23 protein-coding genes are annotated in these 22,321 nt (G+C 45.9%); 18 read left to right on the top strand and 5 right to left on the bottom strand.

What is annotated here, in order from left to right:
- Positions 1-125 precede the first annotated feature (125 nt).
- From GX089_01790 to GX089_01780, 3 genes are read left to right on the top strand one after another with little or no spacing between them, the layout of a single operon-like run.
- On the top strand, positions 126-998 hold the full coding sequence (locus GX089_01790; protein NLP01206.1) for a TIGR02147 family protein: 873 nt from the start codon (positions 126-128) through the stop codon (positions 996-998).
- A complete protein-coding gene (locus tag GX089_01785) occupies positions 995-2,041 on the top strand; it encodes a hypothetical protein (GenBank protein NLP01205.1) in 1,047 nt (348 codons plus the stop codon). Before GX089_01790 ends, GX089_01785 begins: the two co-directional genes overlap by 4 nt.
- Before the next feature lie 25 nt (positions 2,042-2,066).
- Complete coding sequence (locus tag GX089_01780; protein ID NLP01204.1) at positions 2,067-3,413, top strand: hypothetical protein; 1,347 nt, start codon at positions 2,067-2,069, stop codon at positions 3,411-3,413.
- Between the two features lie 118 nt (positions 3,414-3,531).
- Here GX089_01780 and GX089_01775 read toward each other — a convergent pair whose 3' ends face one another.
- Positions 3,532-4,752 carry a PLP-dependent aminotransferase family protein gene (locus GX089_01775; GenBank protein ID NLP01203.1) on the bottom strand — a complete coding sequence of 407 codons (1,221 nt, stop codon included), beginning with the start codon at positions 4,750-4,752 and terminating at the stop codon, positions 3,532-3,534.
- Between the two features lie 783 nt (positions 4,753-5,535).
- Between GX089_01775 and GX089_01770 the strand changes: the two genes are divergently transcribed.
- A complete protein-coding gene (locus tag GX089_01770; GenBank protein ID NLP01202.1) occupies positions 5,536-6,795 on the top strand; it encodes an FAD-dependent oxidoreductase in 1,260 nt (419 codons plus the stop codon).
- Between the two features lie 38 nt (positions 6,796-6,833).
- Here the strand turns inward: GX089_01770 and GX089_01765 are convergent, their stop codons facing one another.
- Positions 6,834-8,909: a hypothetical protein gene (locus GX089_01765; GenBank protein NLP01201.1), complete on the bottom strand. Its 2,076-nt coding sequence runs from the start codon at positions 8,907-8,909 to the stop codon at positions 6,834-6,836.
- Between the two features lie 92 nt (positions 8,910-9,001).
- On the opposite strand from GX089_01765, the gene GX089_01760 reads away from it, so the two are divergent.
- The 9 genes from GX089_01760 to GX089_01720 all read left to right on the top strand — a co-directional run bounded on the left by GX089_01760 (position 9,002) and on the right by GX089_01720 (position 16,681).
- On the top strand, positions 9,002-9,391 hold the full coding sequence (locus tag GX089_01760; protein ID NLP01200.1) for a hypothetical protein: 390 nt from the start codon (positions 9,002-9,004) through the stop codon (positions 9,389-9,391).
- A gap of 95 nt (positions 9,392-9,486) precedes the next feature.
- Positions 9,487-10,287 (top strand): DUF3450 domain-containing protein, encoded by an 801-nt coding sequence (locus GX089_01755; protein NLP01199.1) that lies wholly within the window; start codon positions 9,487-9,489, stop codon positions 10,285-10,287.
- A 580-nt stretch (positions 10,288-10,867) separates the two neighbouring features.
- On the top strand, positions 10,868-11,755 hold the full coding sequence (locus GX089_01750) for a MotA/TolQ/ExbB proton channel family protein (protein NLP01198.1): 888 nt from the start codon (positions 10,868-10,870) through the stop codon (positions 11,753-11,755).
- Positions 11,752-12,372: a MotA/TolQ/ExbB proton channel family protein gene (locus tag GX089_01745; protein ID NLP01197.1), complete on the top strand. Its 621-nt coding sequence runs from the start codon at positions 11,752-11,754 to the stop codon at positions 12,370-12,372. Before GX089_01750 ends, GX089_01745 begins: the two co-directional genes overlap by 4 nt.
- Positions 12,365-12,775, top strand: a complete 411-nt coding sequence (locus GX089_01740; GenBank protein NLP01196.1) for a biopolymer transporter ExbD — start codon at positions 12,365-12,367, stop codon at positions 12,773-12,775. Before GX089_01745 ends, GX089_01740 begins: the two co-directional genes overlap by 8 nt.
- Positions 12,776-12,778: 3 nt before the next feature.
- Positions 12,779-13,402, top strand: coding sequence for an energy transducer TonB (locus GX089_01735; GenBank protein ID NLP01195.1), 624 nt, complete (start codon positions 12,779-12,781; stop codon positions 13,400-13,402).
- A 149-nt stretch (positions 13,403-13,551) separates the two neighbouring features.
- The gene (locus tag GX089_01730; GenBank protein ID NLP01194.1) at positions 13,552-15,189 is read left to right on the top strand and encodes a 4Fe-4S binding protein; all 1,638 of its coding nucleotides are present in this window, start codon (positions 13,552-13,554) and stop codon (positions 15,187-15,189) included.
- 107 nt (positions 15,190-15,296) lie between these two features.
- Positions 15,297-16,199: a DUF362 domain-containing protein gene (locus GX089_01725; GenBank protein NLP01193.1), complete on the top strand. Its 903-nt coding sequence runs from the start codon at positions 15,297-15,299 to the stop codon at positions 16,197-16,199.
- A gap of 128 nt (positions 16,200-16,327) precedes the next feature.
- Positions 16,328-16,681, top strand: a complete 354-nt coding sequence (locus GX089_01720) for a peptide chain release factor-like protein (protein NLP01192.1) — start codon at positions 16,328-16,330, stop codon at positions 16,679-16,681.
- Positions 16,682-16,697: 16 nt separating this feature from the next.
- Here GX089_01720 and GX089_01715 read toward each other — a convergent pair whose 3' ends face one another.
- The 3 genes from GX089_01715 to GX089_01705 form a co-directional block, all read right to left on the bottom strand.
- Entirely contained in the window at positions 16,698-17,105 is a 408-nt protein-coding gene (locus GX089_01715; protein NLP01191.1) for a DUF2721 domain-containing protein, read from the bottom strand.
- A gap of 27 nt (positions 17,106-17,132) precedes the next feature.
- Positions 17,133-17,597: a hypothetical protein gene (locus tag GX089_01710; GenBank protein NLP01190.1), complete on the bottom strand. Its 465-nt coding sequence runs from the start codon at positions 17,595-17,597 to the stop codon at positions 17,133-17,135.
- A 173-nt stretch (positions 17,598-17,770) separates the two neighbouring features.
- Complete coding sequence (locus GX089_01705) at positions 17,771-18,502, bottom strand: nucleoside-diphosphate kinase (protein ID NLP01189.1); 732 nt, start codon at positions 18,500-18,502, stop codon at positions 17,771-17,773.
- A gap of 163 nt (positions 18,503-18,665) precedes the next feature.
- Between GX089_01705 and GX089_01700 the strand changes: the two genes are divergently transcribed.
- The 5 genes from GX089_01700 (at position 18,666) to GX089_01680 (ending at position 22,069) form a co-directional block, all read left to right on the top strand.
- Positions 18,666-20,090: a citrate/2-methylcitrate synthase gene (locus GX089_01700; GenBank protein ID NLP01188.1), complete on the top strand. Its 1,425-nt coding sequence runs from the start codon at positions 18,666-18,668 to the stop codon at positions 20,088-20,090.
- A 20-nt stretch (positions 20,091-20,110) separates the two neighbouring features.
- On the top strand, positions 20,111-20,332 hold the full coding sequence (locus GX089_01695; GenBank protein ID NLP01187.1) for a hypothetical protein: 222 nt from the start codon (positions 20,111-20,113) through the stop codon (positions 20,330-20,332).
- A 73-nt stretch (positions 20,333-20,405) separates the two neighbouring features.
- Complete coding sequence (locus GX089_01690; protein ID NLP01186.1) at positions 20,406-21,116, top strand: hypothetical protein; 711 nt, start codon at positions 20,406-20,408, stop codon at positions 21,114-21,116.
- A 268-nt stretch (positions 21,117-21,384) separates the two neighbouring features.
- Positions 21,385-21,543, top strand: coding sequence for a SelT/SelW/SelH family protein (locus GX089_01685; GenBank protein ID NLP01185.1), 159 nt, complete (start codon positions 21,385-21,387; stop codon positions 21,541-21,543).
- 43 nt (positions 21,544-21,586) lie between these two features.
- Complete coding sequence (locus tag GX089_01680; GenBank protein ID NLP01184.1) at positions 21,587-22,069, top strand: 2-C-methyl-D-erythritol 2,4-cyclodiphosphate synthase; 483 nt, start codon at positions 21,587-21,589, stop codon at positions 22,067-22,069.
- Positions 22,070-22,321: the final 252 nt, after the last annotated feature.

Raw genomic sequence — 22,321 nt, 5'->3', positions numbered from 1 at the left:
CAAGCAGGAAAAATACAAATAAAAATAAGTATCAGGCAGTTCTGTGTATTCTGAAAGAATACACTTTTCATATATATACCTTGATTGAGCAAAAGGTATTTGCTTATAATAAGAGTATGAACGTTATGCCGAATCGTCCGGAACCGCCAAATATTTTCGAATATTACGATTATCGTAAATATTTGAGGGATTTGGTGGCACATGAGAAGGAGAGAACTTCTGTATTCTCGAATCGGTATATTGTGCAAAAAGCAGGGTTCAAGTCCCCAACAGCTCTGAAGCATGTAATAGATGGGAAGCGCAATTTAAGTCTTGAGGCGGCAAACAGATTCGCGACTGCACTGAAAATCGAGGGCACAAAGAGGCATTATTTTCTGACACTTGTTCTGTTCAACCAGACAGCTTCTCTGGCTGAGCGGGAGAAGTATCTTAAAGAGCTGATGGAACTCAAGAGAACAGAGATACCGACAAAGCTCGATGAGGACAGTTATGAGGTACTTTCGAAATGGTACCATCTTGCGATCCGTGAGATAGTCGACCTTCCGGACTACAAAAACTCCACAAAATGGATCTCCCGTGTATTAAATCCACAGATAACACCGCAGGAAGCCGCGGAGTCACTGAGTTTGTTGAAGAGGTTAGGGTTGATAGTGAAGAAAGACGGCCGTCTCAGCCCGTCGGAGAAGACTCTTGCCACAGATGAGCGTGTACATTCGGTGAAGGCTGTGGAGTTTCACAGGCAGATGATAAGGCTGGGAGCGGAATCAATCACCCGTTTTTTAAGCGGGGAGCGGGAAATCTCCGGCACTACTATAAGGATAGCAAGACAGGATGTACAGAATGTAAAATTACTATTGAGGGAGTTCAGGAAGAAAATTCTTAATCTGGCGGCGAACAGTGCCAATGCAGATCAGATTTATCAATTGAATTTCCAGTTTTTTCCTCTTGTTGCCACAGATCGTAAGAGTCGTCTTGTCGATGAAAGAGAGGATATATGATAAGCAGGCGCGGGATTATCCGCGGCATTCTTTTGCCGGTTATTTTTTTGATTCATTGCGGAGGCGGCTCTGATGTGGGCAATCCTGATATAACCGGCTATGTTTCCTTTGTGAATGGTGATGAGGCATCGAGGGCGATGGTTGTGCTTGGTGTGGATGGTGCAACGGGTTCGGTGGATACGACCTATGTGCAACCTGTGGGGGATTTTCTGCTTTGTTTCAAGGCTGTTTCTTTTGATACAGTTTTCTGTGATGCACATGGCTTTTTCCGATTTGACAGTGTAGCACCGGGCGATTATGTTCTGGTTGCATCGAAGGGAAGCAAGTCGGGGATGCAGAAGATCAGGCACAGCTATTATCAGGAGAGTGAGACACAGATAGTGCTCGATGCATCGGGAAATGTGACAATTGAGACATTTGGCGCTGGATCATCTGATGTGAATTTCAAGGTCGCTCATATATCAGGTACCACCTTTACAGCAGGAGCGGACAGTCAGGGTGTGTTCAGATTCAGAGGTATTCCTTCAGGGGATCATGAAATCGTTTTGTACAGAAGTGATGATACATACGAGAGTTATGCTGAATTCACGGTTCTTCCCGGATGCAGCGCATCGATGGTAGTAGACCCTGAAAGGTCATCAGGTTTCTGGACCGCAAAGGAGTGCGGTCCCAGGGAGCCGTTAGGGAGACCGTATATCTTATGGAGTTCACCGGCTGATGGTGCGGAAGGCATGCAGAATGTTGATGTGGGGAATTCGGTTTATGATATAGTCATACAGTTCAGCCATTCGATGGACACCCGCAGTACCGGCAAGGCGGTGAAAGTGATCTCAAGTGACAGTCTTACTTCGATAGATTCCCTTTGGTGGGAGGGGGCAGGTGTATTATATATTGCACTATGTACACGGGACAGTCTTGGCGAGTGTATAGAGGGAACCCCGTTCAGGGAGGGTGTGACATACAAGGTTGTGGTTGACACAACGGCCAAGTCGGATCTTGGTGTAAACTTATCTTATCCGGAAACATTGATATTCAGACCATAATGTGCGGAAAACGCCGAAAGGAGGCATGATGTTGAAAATCAGAGTTGCAGGTGGGATGACGGTAATGATGGCCCTGGTTGTTTTGCAGGCCTGGGGAGGGGTGATTTTCGAGGATGATTTCTCGAACCCCACAAATTCTTTGCTTAACTGGGTTTCAAGCAATGCCAGTGTTGTTACCATGAGTTTTGAGGATGGGGTCTGTAAGGCAAATAATACCGATAATGTCGGGGGCCTGATTTATCACACCTTTAACAACGGTAAACCATCCACATTTACCCTTTCAGGCAAGATCACCAGAAGTTCTGAAAATCTTGAACCCGGCTTCTTTTTCTGTCTGGGCATTACAGGAACAGTTACAGGTTATTATGCAAGAATAGGAACAGATTCCTACATAACTGTATTCAGGACTGACAGTGAAAACCCATTGCTCAGTGTCAAGAGTCCATTTGTGGCTTCTGCCACTAATGAACTTAAAATCTGCAAACAGGGCAGCAATTTTGTTGTCTTCTGTAATGACCACAAAGTTGGTAGCTTTACTGATTCAAAATATCCTTCGGGTGATATCGCCATGTTCCTTCCCAAAAACACAGCGGCGGTTTTTGATGATATAAAGGTTACCGATACCTTTGATACACTATCCAGTGTGAATGCCTGTTTTTCTGATGATTTCAACAGTAATGCGGAAATGTTCGGATGGGCTACGTTAAGTGATGAGGCTGAAGTGAAGGTTGCAGATGGTAAACTGCATTTAACAACCGGCAAGTACGCATACGTTTTTACCGACATTTCTCTCGAGGAATTCACAATGAGGGTGGATGTCTCATTTGTATCGGGAAGCAAAAACTCCATGTATGGACTTTTTATAAAAGGTGATGGATCACCGATACCAATGTCAGGGTTTATCATTACAGGAAACCGGTCTTTCGGAGTTTTCGCAAACAACCAGTCTATTCCATTGACGCCTAATACTGCTATCAGAGGGGCGGTAGTTGCCGGTTTAATCGATACTTTGGAAGTGAGGAAAAGCAAGGATACCGGCTATATATTCAGAGTTAACGGTGTAAATCTTGACACGCTGGATAATATCGGGTTTGTAATGACCGGAGTTGGAGTGTTCTGCAATGACAGTCTTGATTTGACCTATGATAATTTTGCGATCGCTGAAGGTGATTCGCCTTACTGCCCGGGAACCGATATTGCCTGGAATCCGTCTTATTCAAAAGTAAGGTTTGCACCTGCAACCCGGAACAACATCGTATTTGACCCGCTTGGCAGAATAATAAGCGGTTCAAGAACCAATGTAACCGACAAAAAGCTGCCGGCGGGAATTTATCTCAAACATGGACAAAAGGCGATCAGGTTCAAACCCTGATCAGGCAGAGGCAGAGGGAGCGCACGCAGGAATGGCAGCGGGAGAAGAGGGCCTCCCGCTGCTGTTTTTTTTAATTTATGTCAAATGAGAAACTGAGGGAACTGTCAGATCCGTAAGTTTACCGAACAGAACCGCTCACCGAACTCTCCATCACTTTTTTAATCGCATCCGCGATTATTTTGATTCCTTCCTCAATCCGCTCCTCTGGAGTATGTGAGAACGCGAGGCGGAAGGAGTTGTTCTTAACCCCGTGGGGATCAAAAGCGTTTCCGATCACAAAAGCAGCGCCGTTGCGGATTGATTCCTGAAATACCAGAGATGAATCCATATTCTGCGGCATGGTTGCCCAGACATAAAAACCGCCTCTGGGTTTTGTCCAGGATACATAATCAGGCATGTACTTTTCGAGCGCATCAAGCATCAGTCCTGCTCTTCTGGCGTAAACAGGCCTGAGGAACTGAAGATATGGGGCAAGCTTCCCTTTATTCAAATATTCAGCAGCAAGAACCTGTGTGAGTGTGGACGAGCAGGCATCTGCGGACTGCTTGGCCATCTCACATTTTTCCACAATCTCTTCAGGCCCAAGCAGCCATCCAAGTCTCAGTCCTGGCCCGAATATCTTTGCGAATGATCCTACATAACATATAGGCACAGTGTCGATACCCGATGCTTTCATGGGAACCGTGAGGCTTTTATCCGCTTCGTCAAAGTAGAGCTCCCCGTATGGATCATCCTCTAATAGAACCAGATCTCTTCCTTTGAGCAGATTCAGCAGGTCTTCTTTTCGTTTCTGGCTGTAGGTGATCCCGGCAGGGTTGTGAAAATAGGGAGAAAGGTACAGCATTTTTATCTGTGAAGCGCGGGAATTCAGTTCCTGTTCCAGCTGGAGGATATTGATACCCTCGTTGTCGATGGGTATTCCGGCAAGATTTGCACCGTAGGATTTAAAAGCAGCAAGAGCACCGATAAAACTGGGTGATTCGGTGATAACCAGGTCACCGGGGTCGACCAGCACCTTGGTTAAAAGGTTTATTGCCTGTTGTGCTCCGGTAGTTATAATCAAATCCTGCCCATCAAGTGGAAGGCCTTTGCTTTTCAGATAATTTTTGAGAGCCTCAAGAAGTGGAGGATAGCCGGATGTCGGACCATACTGCATGGCAGCCTGCTTGGCCTCCTTTGGCAAATTGTTATACAGTTCATCCAGAACATCGATGGGGAAAAGAGAGTTAGCCGGCATTCCTCCTGAGAAGGAGATTATCGATGGATCGGATCCAAGTTTCATCAGACGCCGTATTTCAGACCCCCGCATTCCTTTTGCAATTTCAGAGAATTCGACCATTTCAGATACCTTTCGTGAGAAAAAAGTCCAGTAAAAAAGAAAATACTTCTGATAAGAGTGGTGATAAAAAGAAATATGGGTTTTTTCAGATGTTTGTTCTTCATATCGGGATCGGGATGATTTCTGGAATCCTGATATGCAGGGTAAAATCTTATTCATAGATCGGGGTCGGTATTGAAATCAGAATCGGTATCGAAGTGTTTAATCCAAAGCAGTGCTTGTAATCATAATTAGAAAAGAAAAAATTTTGAGAAAATTTCTTTGCCGATTTGGTATCTTTTCCGCTAATAAAAATATGAATGTCCTTTGCAATGGCAATTATCGTATCAAGAGATAAGTCGTGGGAGGTCTCCCCCTGCCTTCAGCCCGCAGAAGACTGCGGTCTTTCGTCACCCACTCTGTGTTGACATAGTGCAGTACCTGGCGGGGGCCTGTTACAAGTTGGGCAGGATTGGCTGGCTTCTCAATCTTTACTGGTGGAAGAAGAAACGAATACTGTATACCGGATTTCCATTTCATCCCTGTGTTAGTAATTGTAAATTAAAAAGCCATTAAAAAATTGCAGAACGAACAGGCGCGTTACCTTCGTACCCTCTTACTCTCATTTTATCGTATTGTTGTATTATTTTATTATCGTATTATCGTGCTGTCGTATTGTCGTATTGTCGTGCTGCCGTGCCCTCGTGCCCTCCTAATGTCGCGTGAAAACTATGCGATAAACAAAACGGGAATAAATTCCCCTCTCAATAGTATTCCTAATAATTAGAGAGAGGATTTACTTACATGGATTTAAACCAAACCTATGATGTTGCTGTAATAGGCGGAGGACCAGGAGGTGTTTGTGCAGCACTCGCTGCTTCCAGATATGGAATGAATGTTTTGCTTGTAGAGCGGTATGGCTTTTTGGGAGGGATGGCTACAGCCGGGCTGGTCAATCCCTTTATGGCTTACAGCACTGCAGGTAAAAGGCTTTGCTCTGAGACATTTGACCAGATTCTTCAGTGCCTGGCTCTGGAAAATGCTCTGGATGCTCAGGGGTGTGTATTTGACGATGAAGTACTTAAATCGGTGCTTGATAAAATGGTACTTGGGCAGGGAATAGATCTGCTCCTGCACACTGTTTTCCTGGATGCTCAGACAAGCAGGGACAGGATCGATTCTGTCCGGGTATATAACAAGTCAGGGATATCCAGAATCAACGCGAGAATTTTTATTGATGCCACAGGTGACGGTGACCTGGCAGCAAGTGCTGGTGTGCCGTTTGAAGTAGGGCGTCCGGATGACAATGCATGTCAACCGATGACTCTTTGTTTCAAGGTCGCTGGTGTTGACCCCGGTTTGGATGCCTTGACATTGAGAGATGCACTCACATCGATACTGCTTGAAGCCAAAGAGAATGGTGAGATTGATCAGCCCAGAGAGGATGTACTGGTCTTTGAGACTTTGGAGAAAGGAATCTTTCATTTTAACACCACCCGGGTAATCGGAAAATCCGGGATATGCGGCTTTGATTTGACAAATGCTGAAGTGGAAGGAAGACGGCAGGCATTTGAGATATTTCGTCTGTTCAAGGAGAGATTTCCGGGTTTTTCCGGTGCTTCCCTGATCAAGACCGCTGCTCAGATCGGGGTTCGGGAGACAAGGAGGATAAGAGGGCAGTATGTCATTTCAGGAGAGGATGTACTTGAGGGGCGAAAGTTCCACGATGGGGTAGCGAGGAGCTGTTATCCCATCGATATTCACAATCCGGTAGGTTCCGGTACAGTGCTCAGACATCTTAAGGATGGCGAGTATTATGAGATTCCCTACCGTTCGATAGTTCCATGCAGAGTGGAAAACCTGCTTATCGGGTCACGCTGTATCAGCTCAACACATGAAGCGCATTCATCTCTTAGAGTGATGCCTGTTGTAGCGGGTATAGGAGAAGCTGCAGGTGTGGCTGCCTCGGTTGCGGTGAGTGACGAGGTGTTGCCGGCAGATATCGACGGGGAGGTATTAAAGGAAATGATTCTTTCCGAGATACCGGAGAACTTGACTTTGTAAAAAACGGGCCCTCTTTTTGAGAGCCCGAAAGATTCTTGTTATCTGGTTATTGTTGCCGACCTGACAAGTTCTCCATTGGCTGAACGCATTCTGATCCAGTATATTCCACTGTTAAGTGCTGTTCTGACTCTCATCAGATGTCTTCCTGCAGGGATAAATCCGTTTACAGGAGCAAGTACGGTTTTCCCTGTTATATCATGAATCGTAATGCTGACTCTTTCTGCTTTGACAGTTGAATATTCAAGAACAAGACTTCCTGAATTCTGCTGAAGATTTAAAACCGTGGATCTCGAACCAGCCAGATTATGACTGACTCCCACATTCGGCTCGAAAACCGCTGTGATATTCATATTCGCAGTAATCTGGAATGTTTTTGATAATTCTGTGCCAGATATATCTCCGCTCCAATTGACAAATCGATAACCATCCTGAGGAACAGCCTGAACAGTTACATAAGTGCCGCTGTTATATTGTTCTTCTGTTGGGTATTTGTTGACTGTACCTCCATTGGCAGGTTGAGCGGAAAGGGTGATAGTATATTTCTGCTGCAGGGCTTCGAAATTTGCCACCACATTCATGTTTTTAGTCATTGTTATGGTCTTTTGTGTCTCAGTGCCGGAGATATCCCCGCTCCAGTTGACAAAACGGTAGCCATCGTTCGGTACCGCCTCAAGGGTTACTGTCGCCCCGCTGTTGTACTGTGATGCTGAGGGGTTTTTGGTGACGGTCCCGCCTGCAGATGGCTGTGTGGAAACTGTAAGGGTGTAGGTTTCGGTCTGAATGACTTCGAAATTTGCGACCACGTTCATGTTTTTGGTCATTGTTATGGTTTTTGATGTTTCAGTGCCGGAGATATCCCCGCTCCAGTTGACAAAACGGTAGCCATTATTAGGTGCGGCTTCAATGGTTACAGTTGCTCCGCTGTTGTACTGTGATGCAGAGGGGTTTTTAGTGACTGTTCCGCCTGCAGATGGCTGTGTGGAAACGGTAAGGGTGAAAGTTTGTGGCTGTTGAGTAGCCCAGAAGTTTGGCATATTACCGGATAAAAGGAGCAGAGTAAGTATCTCGAGAGATTGATTGTAATAAGAATCATCGGTCTTGGATGCAAATGAGGCAAGGTGATCGTAGGCATTATCCAGCCAGGCCTGATGGGTTTGATCAACCATGCCGGCACAGGCGAATGGTCCTATAAAAGCTGCAACATTCCATTGGCTCTTGTTGCCGCCATCCAGGGTGTAGCCATCGACTATGTTCTTTGCCGATCCGTTTGTTTTTCCATTTATCCAGGTGGCTATTTTTGATGCGACATCTTTAGCATCACTATGTCCATACCAGGCGTAAGCCCAGGCCATGCGCCATGGGGTCCTTGTGGCATCATAGTAGTAATCACCCTCGGGGTTGCCACTTTCACTGCACCAGTCAGGGACAAGACCGGTATTTGCGTTTCTTACTTTTTTAAGCAGATTATATGAGTTGGTAATAACCTTGTCCCAATCAAAGGAACTTGCCTGTTTAAAGAGTTCCATTGCTCCAGTGCTGAAGTAGGAGGGATTTTTCTTTGAATCCCATGCATCACCGGGTTTCAGGTGGCCGTTTTCATTTACCTCATGGGCTGCGATTTTGTTTATAAGGTTTTTTGCATCATTTAGATACTTTTCGTCTCCCCACTGCTTGTAAGCCATCATCAGGGCTGCAGCCACATCCAGTTCCGCGTCAGTAGCGGCATTTTGTTGGTCTACACCATCAAATCCGCGTATTTTCCAGTGCATCAGGCCCCGTTCGTTTAGAAACTTGTTGTAATAGGCCCATAGTTTGTCGAATTTGTCACGGGTGTTGTTTTTCGCATTATCCATGTACACCATCACAAGCATCCCGTAGCCAATTCCTTCGCTGACTGTATAATTTTGATCATCAAATTTGATTCGGGCCAGGTTTCCGGATTCTGTATAGAAACGATTGAGGAAATCTTCGTAAGAGGCCTGGACAACATCGGAATTGATGCTGGAAGGTTTTATGCCGTAGGAGTAATTTGCATTATGTGGAAATGGAAATTTGGTTACGGCATACAAAGAAATAGGTACTATTAAAGTGATTAAACCTGCAAGACGTCTCATTGGTCTCCTCCATTGAGTTATAAACTATAATCTATATTTGTAGATTAGTTCACACTTGAAGTTCAATTCAGGAATCAAAAAAGGAGAATATAGTGGCTGAAGGCGAAAGATACCTTTTAGGTTTTGCAGAGATGGATATCCAGCATCAGTATCTGTACCGGCTTTTCGATGGTCTGGAGACTTTTCAGGGCAGCTCTCTGGAGCCACTTCTAAGGGAGATAGAGCTTTATGTCAATTTTCATTTTACCTCTGAAGAGAATCTGATGAGACTCTATGAGTATCCAGGTTTCGCTTCTCATCAGACGGATCATGAGTATGCGGCAGCAAAACTGGTCAGTTTCATGGAAAATTCCGGAGGCGGAAAGCAGAATCCGGCGCAGTTGCGTATTTTTCTGACCGGTTGGCTCATGGAGCACAGTAAGACCGCAGATGCAGACTATGTAAGCTGGATTGAGAAGCGTCGGAGTGTGTTGGAGATTTAGGGATAGCGGGTAAGGCATTGAAAAATGGCCTTTCTTGGATTTAGTTTTTAGATCTGTTTTGACCCAAAAGATTGATTCTGTTAGTCGGAGGTGATGTGATCCGGATTCTGTTTTTTTTTCTTGTGCTGCTGTTAAGCGGTTTAGAAGCTGGAGCTGAGCAGGGCAGTGTTGATGAAGAGATAGCCAGGGTAAAGAAGGAACTGGCAAAGATCGAATCTGAACGTTCAAAGGTCAAGAAAGAGCGTGCTAAGGATAAAGCGGAATTCGATTCCTACCAGAGCAGGACAGCCCGGAAAATCTCCGCATTGAAGGGGCAGATTGACTCTACAGAAAACCAGATCAAAGCGCTTTCTTCGGTCAGGGACTCCCTTGAGAGCCGTCTTCTGAGTGTAAATACCGGAATGAAACAGCAGGAACTGCTTCAGAAACGCCTGAGGGAGAAGCTGCTTCTCTCATGCAATGACTTGCTTGCAGAATCAGAGAGACTTCCTCCTCTTGCATCTGAGCAGGTCAGAGGGAGTATAATTTATCTCAGGAGCGAAATAACCTCCGGATCGATCGACAACACAGAAGCTCTCCATCGCTTTGTCCGCATCGCCCATGACATGAAAATACTGTCAAGAGAGGTTCAGGTTGCGGAGGGGATCTCACCGGTCAAACAGATAAGCGGCACCGTATACCGTCTCCGAGTAGGGTGCGTTTTTGAAGCGGTTGTTGACAGCAGGGGAGAGAAGGCTTTTTACCGTGAGGAGAACGAATGGAAACCGGTTGAGGATCCTGCTGTCGCGGCGTCTCTGCTTAAAGCGGTAAAAATAAGAGAGGGAAAGACTGTTCCGGTGCTTGTTAACCTGCCATTTGCTTCTGTGAAAGAAAAGGAGGTTGTCAATGCGAAGTAGACCTCTTTTTCTTCTGTTCTGTCTGTTTGTATCCATCGGAGCCGCTCCTGACAAGAATCAAAAGGAGAAAGAGCTCCAGCAGCAACTATCTTCGCTTAAAGTGAAGCTTCAGGATGCTCGTGAGACGCTGCAGAATCAGATAGCTGAGCGCTGGGGAGAAAAGCAGCGTTTTATTGAAAAACGGGAAATTGATAAAGAAGAGCTGGAGAGGCTGGCCGAACAGCAGGAAAAAGCCTTTGGCACGGTAGCATCGATAAAAGAGGAGATCTATTCTCTGGAACGCCGCCTGGAGGAAGCCGGAAAGGAACTGGAAGATAAAAAGCAGGAGTGGAATTATGTCAGATCGGTTCTGGAGGATATACTTCAGAAAGAGTCTGATGAGGTGTCTTCGGTTTTTCCGACTGATATGGAGCAGGAACGAAAGCGGGTCGAATCCCTGAGAAGTTCTCTGTTAAAGGATGGTAATATCATAGCTGCTACCGGGGCTTTGACTGCCTGTCTCACAGAATCTGCCGGAACAGGCAGCCGGCTTTCCATCAGCCGTCAGACTCTCTTTCCCGAGGGAGGTGAACCGGTACTGATGACTGTGGCGCGTTTCGGAAATGTATTCGGGTATGGCATGGCTGAGGATGGTTCACTTTACAGTATTGCACAGACAGGCAGAGAGGGTATTGACCGCTACAAGACAATCAGGATCGAAAACCCGGAACTGAAAGCTTCTCTTACAAATGCATTTGGCTCATGGATAGAAACTGGTGTACCTGGCGGAATTGTCCCTGTGGATGTTTTACAGAATGAGAACTCAAAGATGCTTGCAACCGGAAAGGCAGAAACTGCCTGGGTGCGTCTGAAGGCTTTTCTTATTGCCGGCGGGCCAGTGATGGTTCCTCTATGCCTGCTTCCTCTCTGGGCTCTGATTCTCGTGATCATAAAGCTTGTCCAATTTGCCGGTAAACGCTCCCGAAATGCAGGCATTTACAGAAAGGTAGAGGAGTATCTCAATAATAGTGACAGGGAGGGGGCGCTTAAGTTTCTGGAAAAGAAAGGCAAGGGTGCAGCAGTAAAAATTGCCCGGACCTGCCTGAAAAACAGCAGCGGCAGCCGCAAAGGAGCGGAGGAGGCTGTAAAAGAGGTGTTGATGAAGGAGATGCCGGGACTTGCTTCTCATCTTAATACCCTTGCTGTAATTGCCGCGGTTGCGCCTCTTCTGGGATTGCTGGGGACTGTAACCGGGATGATCAGTTTATTTGAAGTGATCACCAGGTTCGGCACAGGTGATCCCAAACTTCTGGCTGGAGGGATTTCCGAGGCCCTTATTACAACAGAGGTGGGGTTGATAGTTGCAATACCGATACTTTTGATTCATAACTATCTCAGAAACAGGAAAAACAGAATCAGCTCAGATCTCCAACTCCATGCCATGAGTCTGATCAATCGGCTCTATCCTGAGGGGGAAACTGAAAGATGATCAGGGTGGTGCTCGATACCTTCAACCAGGGCGGATGGATCATGTGGCCCATTCTGATGGTATCAATTGTAGTATGGTTTACAGGTTTGATGAAGCTTTATGAGTTATGGAGTCTGGAGAGGGCACGCCGCATTTTTGTTTCTGCTTTTGAAAAGGGGATCAGGATATCTTCAGAGTTGGTCCGGACAGGTGACAGGCATTTCGACCGGCTGATAAAAAATCTTTCCGGAAGCAATCTGTCTCCTGTTGCTTTCAGGATGTATTTCAGGGAGTTTCTTCTCTCAATAGTGCCATTTACAAATCAGGGACTCGATTCCATGGCTGCCTTTATCACAGTCGCTCCTCTTCTGGGGCTTCTGGGAACAGTGGTCGGGATGATTCAGACTTTCGATGTAATAACCACTTTCGGTGTGGGGAATCCGGCTTTAACTGCTGAAGGAATCTCTGTTGCACTGCTTACAACCGAAGCTGGTCTGATTGCTGCTTTTCCTGGACTTCTTCTGCATAATTTTATCAATAACAGGAAAACCAGGTTTCAGAAACAGCTTTTCATTGACGGGGAAAGCATTGTCAAACGATTCTCAGGCAACGGAAAGCAGGCAGGGAAACATGTTTGAGGATTACGCGCTTTTTGACGATGATTCGCAGACTGCAGATATCAATATCAGCCCTCTGATCGATATGGTCTTTATCCTGCTGATCTTTTTTGTAATCACCACCAATTTCAACCGTCAGACCGGTGTTGATGTATCGAAGCCGAAGGCTCAGACTGCTGTTTTTCAGGGCCAGAAAACGATGCTGGTGGGTATAAGCAGGGAGGGAAGTATCCATGTGTTTGGACGCCAGGTGGGAATCGAGAGATTGAGGTATCTTGTTTCTCAGGAACTGGAGAAACGGCCGGACATGTCGATAGTGATTATAGCTGACCGCAAGGCGATGATAGAGAAGGCTGTGGAGGTGATGGATCAGTGTGCTCTCGCAGGTGCAAAGCATGTTTCCATTGCCGCGGATCGGGAGTAAATTGTGGTCAGGCGTTTCCGCAAGGCAGCAGCAATACTTCTTATCCTGATACTGGCAATTCTGATAAACGCTCTCCTCTTTTCGATCTTTCCCCTTTTGCAAAGACTTTTCTCCTCGGGTATCGATTCCGCAGCCAATCAGCGTAAACCATTGGAAACGGTAATAGAGTATAGAAAACCAGAGGAGAAGAAGGAAAACCCTGTAGAGCAGAAATTCCGCAAGATATCAAATCCTCTCAGCGGGCAGAGATCTGACCCTGTGAGCTTCAAGTTTACTCCGGACCTCTCGGTGGAGGGCAGTGGTGAGGTGGTGATGGAGCAGCAGGATCTGCAGGCTGTGGTGTTTGAGGAAGGGGAAACTGATGAAGCTGCGGTACCTCTTTACAAGCCACCGATCGAGTATCCCCGGAGGGCGAGGGAACTTGAGATCGAAGGAGTGCTTGAGATGCTTATAGTGATCGATATGCAGGGGAAAGTAAAAAATATAGATATTGTCAGATCTCCTCACTCAAGCATTACAGCGGCAGCAAGGAAGACGGTTTCGACCTGGCGTTTCAAACCTGCACGTAATAAAAACATACCTGTGCAGGTCAGAGTGAGACAGATAGTGGAGTTCAACCTGGATTGATGTTTATATTGGCAAAATAAAAAGGTGTGTTTTATCTTCTTTTCAGAAGAGTAAACCTTGATTATGCTGATTAAGAAATGATTTTTTTAAATATAAGAGAAAAGATTTTTAGTATTTATTTGTTTTAACATCTAACTTGAGCGCTTAAAATGAGAACATTCAGGGTTATCTCTCAGATTTTCTTCTTCCTCTCTTTCCTCTTCCTGTTCTTCTTCCTCAACAGAAATCCTGCTGCCTACAGATGGGATAGTGAGATCCTTCTATGGGCAAATCCTCTTACAGGTTTACTTACAACAATCGCTTCCAGATCTTTCTATGTACCGATAGCTGTTACGGCCGCAGCGATAATGATCTTAACCGCGCTTTTCGGACGGTTCTTCTGCGGTTTTTTCTGTCCTTTAGGTTCCATAATTGATTTTCTGGACAAGTTTATATTTGAGAAGATGCGTTCCGCTGGACGGAGGATACCGGGATTTTTCCGGCGCATCAAGTATGTGCTTTTGATTGTCCTTATTGTTCTGGCCATGTTTGGTTCCTTCTTTCCCCTGATTGCCGATCCCTTGACTATAACTACCCGTTTTCTTACTGTTCTGGTAAATCCGGTTCTCAGTGTTTTTGGTGTTGATCTGTTGAATCTGACAGGGTGGATCTGGCCGCCGGTTGTTGAAAGGATAAGCGGATTTTTTTCTTCGGCAGTACCCCTTTACTATGGGGTAATCCTTACAGTCATCCTTTTACTGCTGGTTACTGCCGGAGGATTCTGGCAGAAGCGGTTCTGGTGTGCCAATATCTGTCCCACAGGTGCATTTCTGGGATTGTTAAGCCGTTTCACTTTTTTCAGAAGAGCTGTAAATGCTGCAAAGTGCAATTCCTGTTCGCGATGTGCGGCAGTATGCCCTACCGGTACAATTGACAAAAAGAATGTTTCAGGAACAGATGTCTCGGAGTGCATAGAGTGCGGTGTCTGTGTGGAGCTTAAGGATGGCTGCAGCAGTTTCCAGCTGTTGCGCCCGCAGTTTACAGGTGGGAGCGGACCGGACCTGCAGAGACGTCATCTTCTTGCCGGGGTTGCCGGAGGAGTATTGATGCTTCCGGTTTTCAGGGCAACGGCCATAAATAAGCGCGATGATCACGGGCGGCTGATCCGTCCTCCGGGTGCTTTACCTGAGGAGAAGTTTCTTGCCAGGTGTTCTGGTTGTGGTGAGTGCATGAAGGTGTGTCCTACAAATGGGCTTCAACCCTGCATGTTTACAGATGGCTTTTCGCGCCTTTACACTCCTAAGCTTGTTCCGAGGATAGGAGGGTGTGAGGAGAAATGCTCCCTTTGCGGAAACGTGTGTCCTAACGGGGCTATACGGAAGCTACCGCTTGAGGAGAAGCAGTTTGCAAAGATCGGAACTGCAGTGATAGACCGTCACAAGTGTCTGGCCTGGGCACAAAATAGAGAATGTCTGGTTTGTGATGAGGTTTGTCCTTATAATGCTATAGAGTTCAGGATGGTAGATACGGTCAAGGGAAGGTTCAAGGTACCTGTGGTGTTTGAAGACCTTTGTGCCGGATGCGGTCTGTGTGAACAGAACTGTCCCATTTTCGATCAGGCGGCAATAGTTGTTTACAAATTCGGGGAGAACCGCAGGGAGAGTGGAGAGTATGCAAGTGTCTGGCAGAAAGAGGTGATCCGGGAGAGGCGGCGTAAGTCAGACAGTGTCCATCTGGACAACGAATTGGATTATGCAGGTGAATCTGGTGAGGTAAGTGAAGGCTTTTCAGATGGATTTATCGAATAAAGGAGCCTTTTCAGGTTCAGGTGATTAGAAGATTTCCTGTAAAAAAAAAAGAATTTTGAACAAATCTATTTAAGCAAATGAACATATAGGGAGTTCCGGAGGTACTGATGGCGATTTCAAGGCGTGAATTTCTGGCTTCTGCAGCAGGTGCTGCGGTTCTGGCGACGGGAAATAGTTTTGCACAGCAAACCGGCTCTAAGAGCGAGGTGTATGTGGGTAAGGGCAGTGCTGCAGAGATGCTGCCGAAGATTCTTGAAAAGATGGGGGGAATATCGAGATTTGTAAAGCAGGACAGCAGGGTGTTGATAAAGGTCAACATGAGTTTTCCCAATCCCCCGGACTGGGGAACAGGAACCAGCCCGGAGGCGGTTTTTACTCTTGCTAAAATGTGTATCGAGGCAGGGGCGAAGAGGGTAATTGTATGTGACAATACAATAAGAGATCCTGAACATTGTAAAGAGAAGACAGGTATAGCGGCCGCTATAAAGGATTTAAAAGGTTCGGTTCTGTTTATTCCCAAGCAGGACAGCATGTATGTGCGTAAGAGTGACTCCAGGGCAAAGGAGCTCAGGGAGACGGATGTGGTGAAGGAAGTTTACCTTTGTGATACTCTCATATCACTTCCTGCGGCCAAATCCCACAGTGCAGGAGGAGTTTCCTTGAATCTCAAGGGACTGATGGGGTTAATAAAGGAGAGGGGAGCTTTCCATCGTGAGATGGACATGCACACTGCCATAGCGGAGCAGCTCTATTATATAAAACCCACGCTCAGTATTGTGGATGCCACCAGGGCTTTGCTTGACAATGGTCCTGCCGGTCCGGGAAAAGTAGCTGAACTGAAGACTTTTGTGGCTGGAACAGATCCGGTAGCTGTTGACAGTTATGCTGTCACTCTGGCCTCCTGGTATGGAAAGACCTTTGAAGGCAAGCAGGTGAAGCATCTGAAGGTGGCAGGAGAACTGGGATTTGGGAATGTGGAATCTGATAAGATTTCCGAGATTGCAGTATAGAGTGCATTTTGTGTTTTAACGCCGGAAAAGAGAGTGCTTGTGTGAGAAGAGATATCTGCGTGTAGCAGTTTTAATGAAACTAAAAAGATTAGCATTTCCGGAAGATAACTGCATATTATTTTGGGGATATGGAAGAGTTCCATATCCCCCTTTCAGATGAAGATCTTCTTGCCGAATGCGAAATCTTCACTTTCCGCTCCAGCGGCAGGGGCGGGCAGCACGTCAACAAGACCGAAAGCGGGGTCAGACTCGTTCATCGTCCCAGTGGCTTGGCTGTTACCTGCAGAAGAGAGCGGAGCCAGTATCTCAATCGTAAAGCATGTCTGAAAACTCTCCGGTTCAGGCTTGAAAAGCTGAACCGAAAAAAGCCACCACGTATTCCTACCAAAGTCCCCTCGGGTGTAAAACGAAAGAGGCGGAAGTTAAAAGAGAAAACCGGGATCAGGAAGGCTTTAAGAAGAAAACCGCAGGTGGAGGAGTGAGAAAAGGACCGTGATTTTACTTGTGCTCCTCAAGATTCCGCAACTGCATATTGATGTCATCGCTGGAACGATTGATCTCCAGGGCAGAGAGAAAAAGGGAGATCATAAGAGCGGTTATTGATGTTATAAACGCGATTTCCGCTGCTTTCAGGTACCCGATAAAAAGCAGAAATACGCATGCTGTGCAGAAGAAAAAGCTTATTGCCGCAATGAACTGCATGTTTCTGATAATGGTAATTCTCTTCTGAAGGCTTTTGATCTGGGCAAAGATAAGCGGTTCCGGTTTGAGCATGTATCGGCGATGGAGATCGCGGATAAGGGCGGCAAGGGCATGAAAACGGTTTGTGTATGCCAGCAGCAACAGAGAGATTGCCGAGAATAGAAGAGTTGGAGTAGTATGTGTTAACCGGGATGCCAAGTTCATTTCAATAATATAATCATCTCCCTCTTGTCATTGTGCTGCCAGTTTTTCTCTGCACTCGCTTACCGGAATTTCTGAACCGCAGGCCAGGATCACTCTCTCGTAGCTTTCCTTTGAGTTTACACCTGTAAGAGCATAAACGGGTTCCTTGTTTTTGACGAAAACCACATAGGGGATTCCTCTTGTTCCGAATGCCTGGGCGATGTCAGGATGTCTGTCAACATCGATTCTGTAGAATAGAGCCTTGTCATTGTGGATTTTGGCAAGTTCATTGAAAATTGGAGAGAGAATCCTGCAGGGGACACACCAGTCTGCATAAAGATCAAAGACAAGAAGTTTGTTCCTGCTTGATTCCAATATTTTTGTGAATTCATCGGATGAACCGATGGCAACTGCATTTGAGTCTTCTGACTTCGGTGAGGGTTCACTCTTTTTGCCGCAAGAAAGTGCAGAGATCAAAATTATGCCAAGGAAAAGTATGGTATGTTTGTTCAAAATTACTCCTGGTCTGGTTTTGGGGCAGAACAGGTGCCCTTTTACTATGAAATATAACAGAGGGTTAAAAGAATTTGGCAAGAGAAAAGATGGCTTGAGAGGCTTACAGATCAAATTTTTTCGGTAAAAACTTAAAATCCCCTTTTCAGGGGATTTTAAGGTAATCTGTTTGTTCAACGGATCTGATTTACCAGATATTTTGCAACTACGGATTCCAGGGTTCCATTGGCCTTTGATCCATTTGTGACTGCGTTCAGAATCTCCAGATCCGATTCCCAGACAATATCTCCCGGGGCTAAAACACAAACACTTTCCGGCACATACACATCAGAGAGTTTTCCCTCCTTATAGTAGAAATGCCGGTCACTTTTCTTTGTGGAGTATCCGTGCATGCCGGGTGGGATATCTGTGGGTTTGAACCAGAGTTTTATCTCCCGCTCCGCCTCAGCATCGGTAGCTGAAGCATGGATCAGGTTATCCATCCTCTGATCGATTATATTTCCTGAATTGTCTTTAATCGGGAAAAGGGTTCCTAAAGAGCGGACACAGCCGGGTTTTTGTTCTCTGGCGACCAGAGGGTTGGTGGGTCCGGCAATAGCCCTGATTTTAGCAACAGCATCGACACCCTGGTAAACCAGTGCAACAACTCTCCGTTTATTTTGCTCATCAGGGTAGTGGCTCAATCCCATTATATATTCTAAAAGGGAGGGGAAAAAAGCCTTGCCACGGTGTTCGGTGTAGTGTTCTTCGGCAAGCATTCTGGTTACGTTTACGACTTTGGTCCCCGCAAAACATAATCCGGTGTGAAACTCAGAAAGAAGTGAAAGCACATAACCGGTGAGAGAGTTTTTAAGTGCATCGGGTTTGATTAGTACCAGTGTCTGATCAAGTTCTTTTCCGCTCATTCTATATCTCCTTTTATGGAACAGGTGAATATACATTCCAGTTTTGTGTCTTGCTATTGCTATTACAGTTATTTATGTAAAAATGTGAGAAATTTGAACTGATGCGGTTTAATACCTTGATGTATATTTCACAGTTCTGTTCATAAAAAAGATGGGATTATTTATGTACGGGCATAAAAGAAAGCTGTCTGAATTTGAGATTCAGTATCTTGATGAGGCTTCCAAAATCGCTGCGAAAAATACCATCGATGCGGATTTGTACAGCAAATACAACGTAAAGCGTGGATTGCGCAACCCTGATGGGACTGGTGTGCTTGTCGGTTTGACCAGTATTGGTGATGTCCATGGATACATAGTTGATGAAAACGAAAAGGTACCGGTTGAGGGACGTCTGCGGTACAGGGGAATCGATGTTGAGGAGATAGTTGAGGGATGCCGCAGGGAGAAGCGGCCTGGATTCAATGAAGTGGTTTATCTGCTTCTTTTCGGAAACCTTCCCAATAAAGAACAGCTTGAGCACTTTGATGGAATGCTGGGTAACTGCCGGGATCTACCTGATGGATTCACAGAGAACATGATCTTGAAGGCCCCCAGCCCCGATATCATGAACAAGCTTGCCAGAGCGGTTCTGGCTTCCTATTCCTACGATGAAAATCCGGAGGAATTGAGTATTAAAAATGTGCTCAGGCAATGCATAGAGCTTATTGCCAGGTTTCCTACGCTGGTTGCGTACGGATATCAGGCAAAACGTCATTACTATGACAATCAGAGTCTTTTTATTCATAAGCCGCAGCCGGGATTGAGCACTGCCCAGAACTTTCTTTACATGATTCGTTCCGATTCAAGTTTTACCGATCTTGAGGCTGAAACGCTGGATCTGGCACTTATACTCCATGCGGAGCATGGTGGCGGGAACAATTCCGCATTTGCTCTCCATGTTGTTTCCTCTTCGGATACAGATACCTATTCTGCCATAGCAGCGGCAGTGGGATCTTTGAAAGGTCCCAAACACGGAGGGGCCAACATAAAAGTTGCCCAGATGATGGATGATTTGAAGGAGTCTGTAAAGGACTGGACTGATGAGGGGGAGATAACGGCTTATCTGAGCAAGCTGCTGAAAAGAGAGGCGTTCGATAGAAAAGGATTGATTTACGGCATGGGACACGCTGTTTATACTCTGTCCGATCCCCGGGCCGTTATTCTCAGAGAGAAAGCGGCAGAATTGGCAAAAGATAAATCCAGAATGGACGAATACAGACTTCTCAGGGCTGTTGAGAAGCTCTCCCCGAAGGTTATTCTCGATATTAAGGGCACAAACAAGCCCATAAGCGCCAATGTCGACTTTTATTCGGGCTTTATATATGATATGCTGAATATCCCAAGAGAACTTTTTACTCCCATATTCGCCATCTCAAGAATTTCCGGATGGTGTGCTCATCGAATCGAGGAACTGATAAGCGGAGGACGGATTATCAGGCCGGCTTACAAGAGCGTTTCGGTGCGGCAGTCTTATCTGCCAATGGCAGAGAGGCTGACTGAAGGAGAGAAGACTGTAAGTGCTGTTGTTCAGGACAGTTCAGCAGCTTGACATATCGGGAGCAGGAGAAGATGAGAGGAAAAGTCAGATCTCTGTTTTCAGGTGGTGTGCTGAAATTTCTCTTTTTGGTCACCGGAGGTTTTTTTCTCTTCCTCAGACGTGACCGGGTTAAGGCTCTTTTCCGTAATTCCGGTTTCATAGCAGCCATGGCACATGGCATACTGCTTTCTCTTATCGCCTTAATTTACAGGTTGATAACCGCACTCAACTGGATTCTCCTGCAGTCAAGGTAAACTTTTCTTGACAATGTAAGATCCGCCCTTCGGCGGGGCATGGCATTTTACTTGCTTTTTCTACAGGGTAGAGGTGAGTAAAATGATTCGGGCCGTTCTTTTTTGTTTCCTGCTTTTTCTCAGTTGTGCAACTACCATGAAAATAGTACCCGGGCCCGGTGCACACAGTTCAGTGATTCTGGAAGGGATGGCCTTCGCGGAGACTAGCGGAGTGAGTATAATGCTGGAGACGCAGGCCTGGACCGGAAAACCCGATATTCTGGATAAGATAACACCTATCCGGATCACTTTACAGAATAAAAGCAGGGACCTTCTGCTTATCAGGTACAATGTTTTCCACCTGGAAGGCTTGACAAGTGGAGACAACTATGCGGCACTGCCTCCCTATGAGATCAGAGGCACGCTGGATGACCCCTGGATAATTCTTCCTTACCCCTTGCCACTGCCATCAGCAGTCGTTTGCCAGAAGTTTTCCGTAGCACCTTACTGCTCAAGGATGTATCCTGCTTTCCCGGCATACCAGGATTCCTTTACTGTAGATTCGCTCTACTACAGCCGCTATTACACCGTGTGGGCTAAAATTGAACTCCCTACAGAGGAGATGCTCATAAAAGTGCTTCCTGATGGGGTCGTTGAACAGGGGGGGTATGTAAGCGGCTTCCTCTATTTCGAAAAAATAGATCGTAACGAGGAGGAACTGCTTTTTACCGCAGATCTCATCGATGCTCTGAAAGGCAGGCTGCTTGGCACTATCACGATACCCCTTCAGGTAATCAGAAAATAAACTCATGTTGAACCTTAAATGCTTGTTCCCAGTTCGGTATCGATATCGTTTATTTCCGGTTGGTTCTTTCTATACCGGTTCTTATCCTGTTTCAAGACCTTAAGAAGCCGGGTTTTTCTTTATGGCTTACCTGATCAGTACCTAACATTTATATTTATACCTGCCTAAACTTCGACAGGATACTAAATCCAACAAAGGAGCAGACATGGAAAAGTTAATGAAAATTACCTACTGCGGTGTCTGAAACTACTATCCTAAAGCCGTCGGTCTGGCGGAAGAAATCAAGCAGAAATTTGGTTATCGGTACGAACTGGTGCAGTCAAGCGGGGGAGTATTTGAAGTAGAGGTAGACGGAAGGCTGATATTTTCTAAAAAGAAACTGGGGCGTTTCCCGGAGCCGGGTGAAATAGAGAAGCTGTTGTCCTGAAAATGGGAAAAAACAACTCACACTGAATTCAAGAGGCAAATTAATGTATATAAGCGCAATAGGCCAGGATTCACATCCTTTTGAGTTATCCCTTACATCAAAACCACTTGTTCTGGGAGGAGTGGTTATACCGGGACATGCCGGGCTTGCGGGCAACAGTGATGCCGATGTCGTACTTCATGCTGTCACCAATGCTGTTTCCGGACTTACCGGAGTTAATATCCTGGGGAAAGTAAGTGATGATCTTTGCCTGAAGCAGGGGATAAAAGACAGCAGGGTTTACCTTTCAAAAGCACTTGAAAAGTTAACTGAGTATAAAATAATCCATCTTTCGGTTTCTGTTGAGGCCCGCAGACCGCATCTTTCGGAGCACATTCCCGCAATCCGTGCCTCACTTGCGTCTTTACTTTCGCTGCCGATTGAGCATGTGGGCTTTACTGCCACATCAGGGGAGGGTTTAACCGCTTTTGGCAAAGGCGAGGGGATAGCTGCACTTGTGATAATTTCTGCAAAGAGAATTGTTTAATTTCCCGTCAATTCCGGAATCGGTATATTTGTTATGATACCGGATAGCATAATAATAATCGATACTAATCTCACTACAGAACAATTCCGGTTTCAATGCGCATAGAAGAAACTCACCAGCAGTTTATACGGAAAAGATTGCTTGTAATTTGAAAGCAGTAATCCGATCCTGTGGAAGTCGTTTGTCTGCTTTGGGGTGTAGGCGTAGGCTGGAATTGTATAGATAAAATGCTGGCCGTCAGGGATTCGTTCT

It is taken from the genome of Fibrobacter sp., assembly GCA_012523595.1.
Classification (GTDB): domain Bacteria; phylum Fibrobacterota; class Chitinivibrionia; order Chitinivibrionales; family Chitinispirillaceae; genus JAAYIG01.
This window is presented reverse-complemented; position numbering and strand designations above follow the sequence as displayed.

Coding starts and splice junctions, on each gene's coding strand:
- GX089_01720 (NLP01192.1), top strand. CDS start 16,328: ATGGAAGAGTTCCATATCCCCCTTTCAGATGAAGATCTTCTTGCCGAA.
- GX089_01740 (NLP01196.1), top strand. CDS start 12,365: ATGTTTGAGGATTACGCGCTTTTTGACGATGATTCGCAGACTGCAGAT.
- GX089_01780 (NLP01204.1), top strand. CDS start 2,067: ATGATGTTGAAAATCAGAGTTGCAGGTGGGATGACGGTAATGATGGCC.
- GX089_01785 (NLP01205.1), top strand. CDS start 995: ATGATAAGCAGGCGCGGGATTATCCGCGGCATTCTTTTGCCGGTTATT.
- GX089_01730 (NLP01194.1), top strand. CDS start 13,552: ATGAGAACATTCAGGGTTATCTCTCAGATTTTCTTCTTCCTCTCTTTC.
- GX089_01770 (NLP01202.1), top strand. CDS start 5,536: ATGGATTTAAACCAAACCTATGATGTTGCTGTAATAGGCGGAGGACCA.
- GX089_01745 (NLP01197.1), top strand. CDS start 11,752: ATGATCAGGGTGGTGCTCGATACCTTCAACCAGGGCGGATGGATCATG.
- GX089_01695 (NLP01187.1), top strand. CDS start 20,111: ATGAGAGGAAAAGTCAGATCTCTGTTTTCAGGTGGTGTGCTGAAATTT.
- GX089_01765 (NLP01201.1), bottom strand. CDS start 8,909: ATGAGACGTCTTGCAGGTTTAATCACTTTAATAGTACCTATTTCTTTG.
- GX089_01705 (NLP01189.1), bottom strand. CDS start 18,502: ATGAGCGGAAAAGAACTTGATCAGACACTGGTACTAATCAAACCCGAT.
- GX089_01790 (NLP01206.1), top strand. CDS start 126: ATGCCGAATCGTCCGGAACCGCCAAATATTTTCGAATATTACGATTAT.
- GX089_01680 (NLP01184.1), top strand. CDS start 21,587: ATGTATATAAGCGCAATAGGCCAGGATTCACATCCTTTTGAGTTATCC.
- GX089_01750 (NLP01198.1), top strand. CDS start 10,868: ATGACTGTGGCGCGTTTCGGAAATGTATTCGGGTATGGCATGGCTGAG.
- GX089_01775 (NLP01203.1), bottom strand. CDS start 4,752: ATGGTCGAATTCTCTGAAATTGCAAAAGGAATGCGGGGGTCTGAAATA.
- GX089_01700 (NLP01188.1), top strand. CDS start 18,666: ATGTACGGGCATAAAAGAAAGCTGTCTGAATTTGAGATTCAGTATCTT.
- GX089_01725 (NLP01193.1), top strand. CDS start 15,297: ATGGCGATTTCAAGGCGTGAATTTCTGGCTTCTGCAGCAGGTGCTGCG.
- GX089_01715 (NLP01191.1), bottom strand. CDS start 17,105: ATGAACTTGGCATCCCGGTTAACACATACTACTCCAACTCTTCTATTC.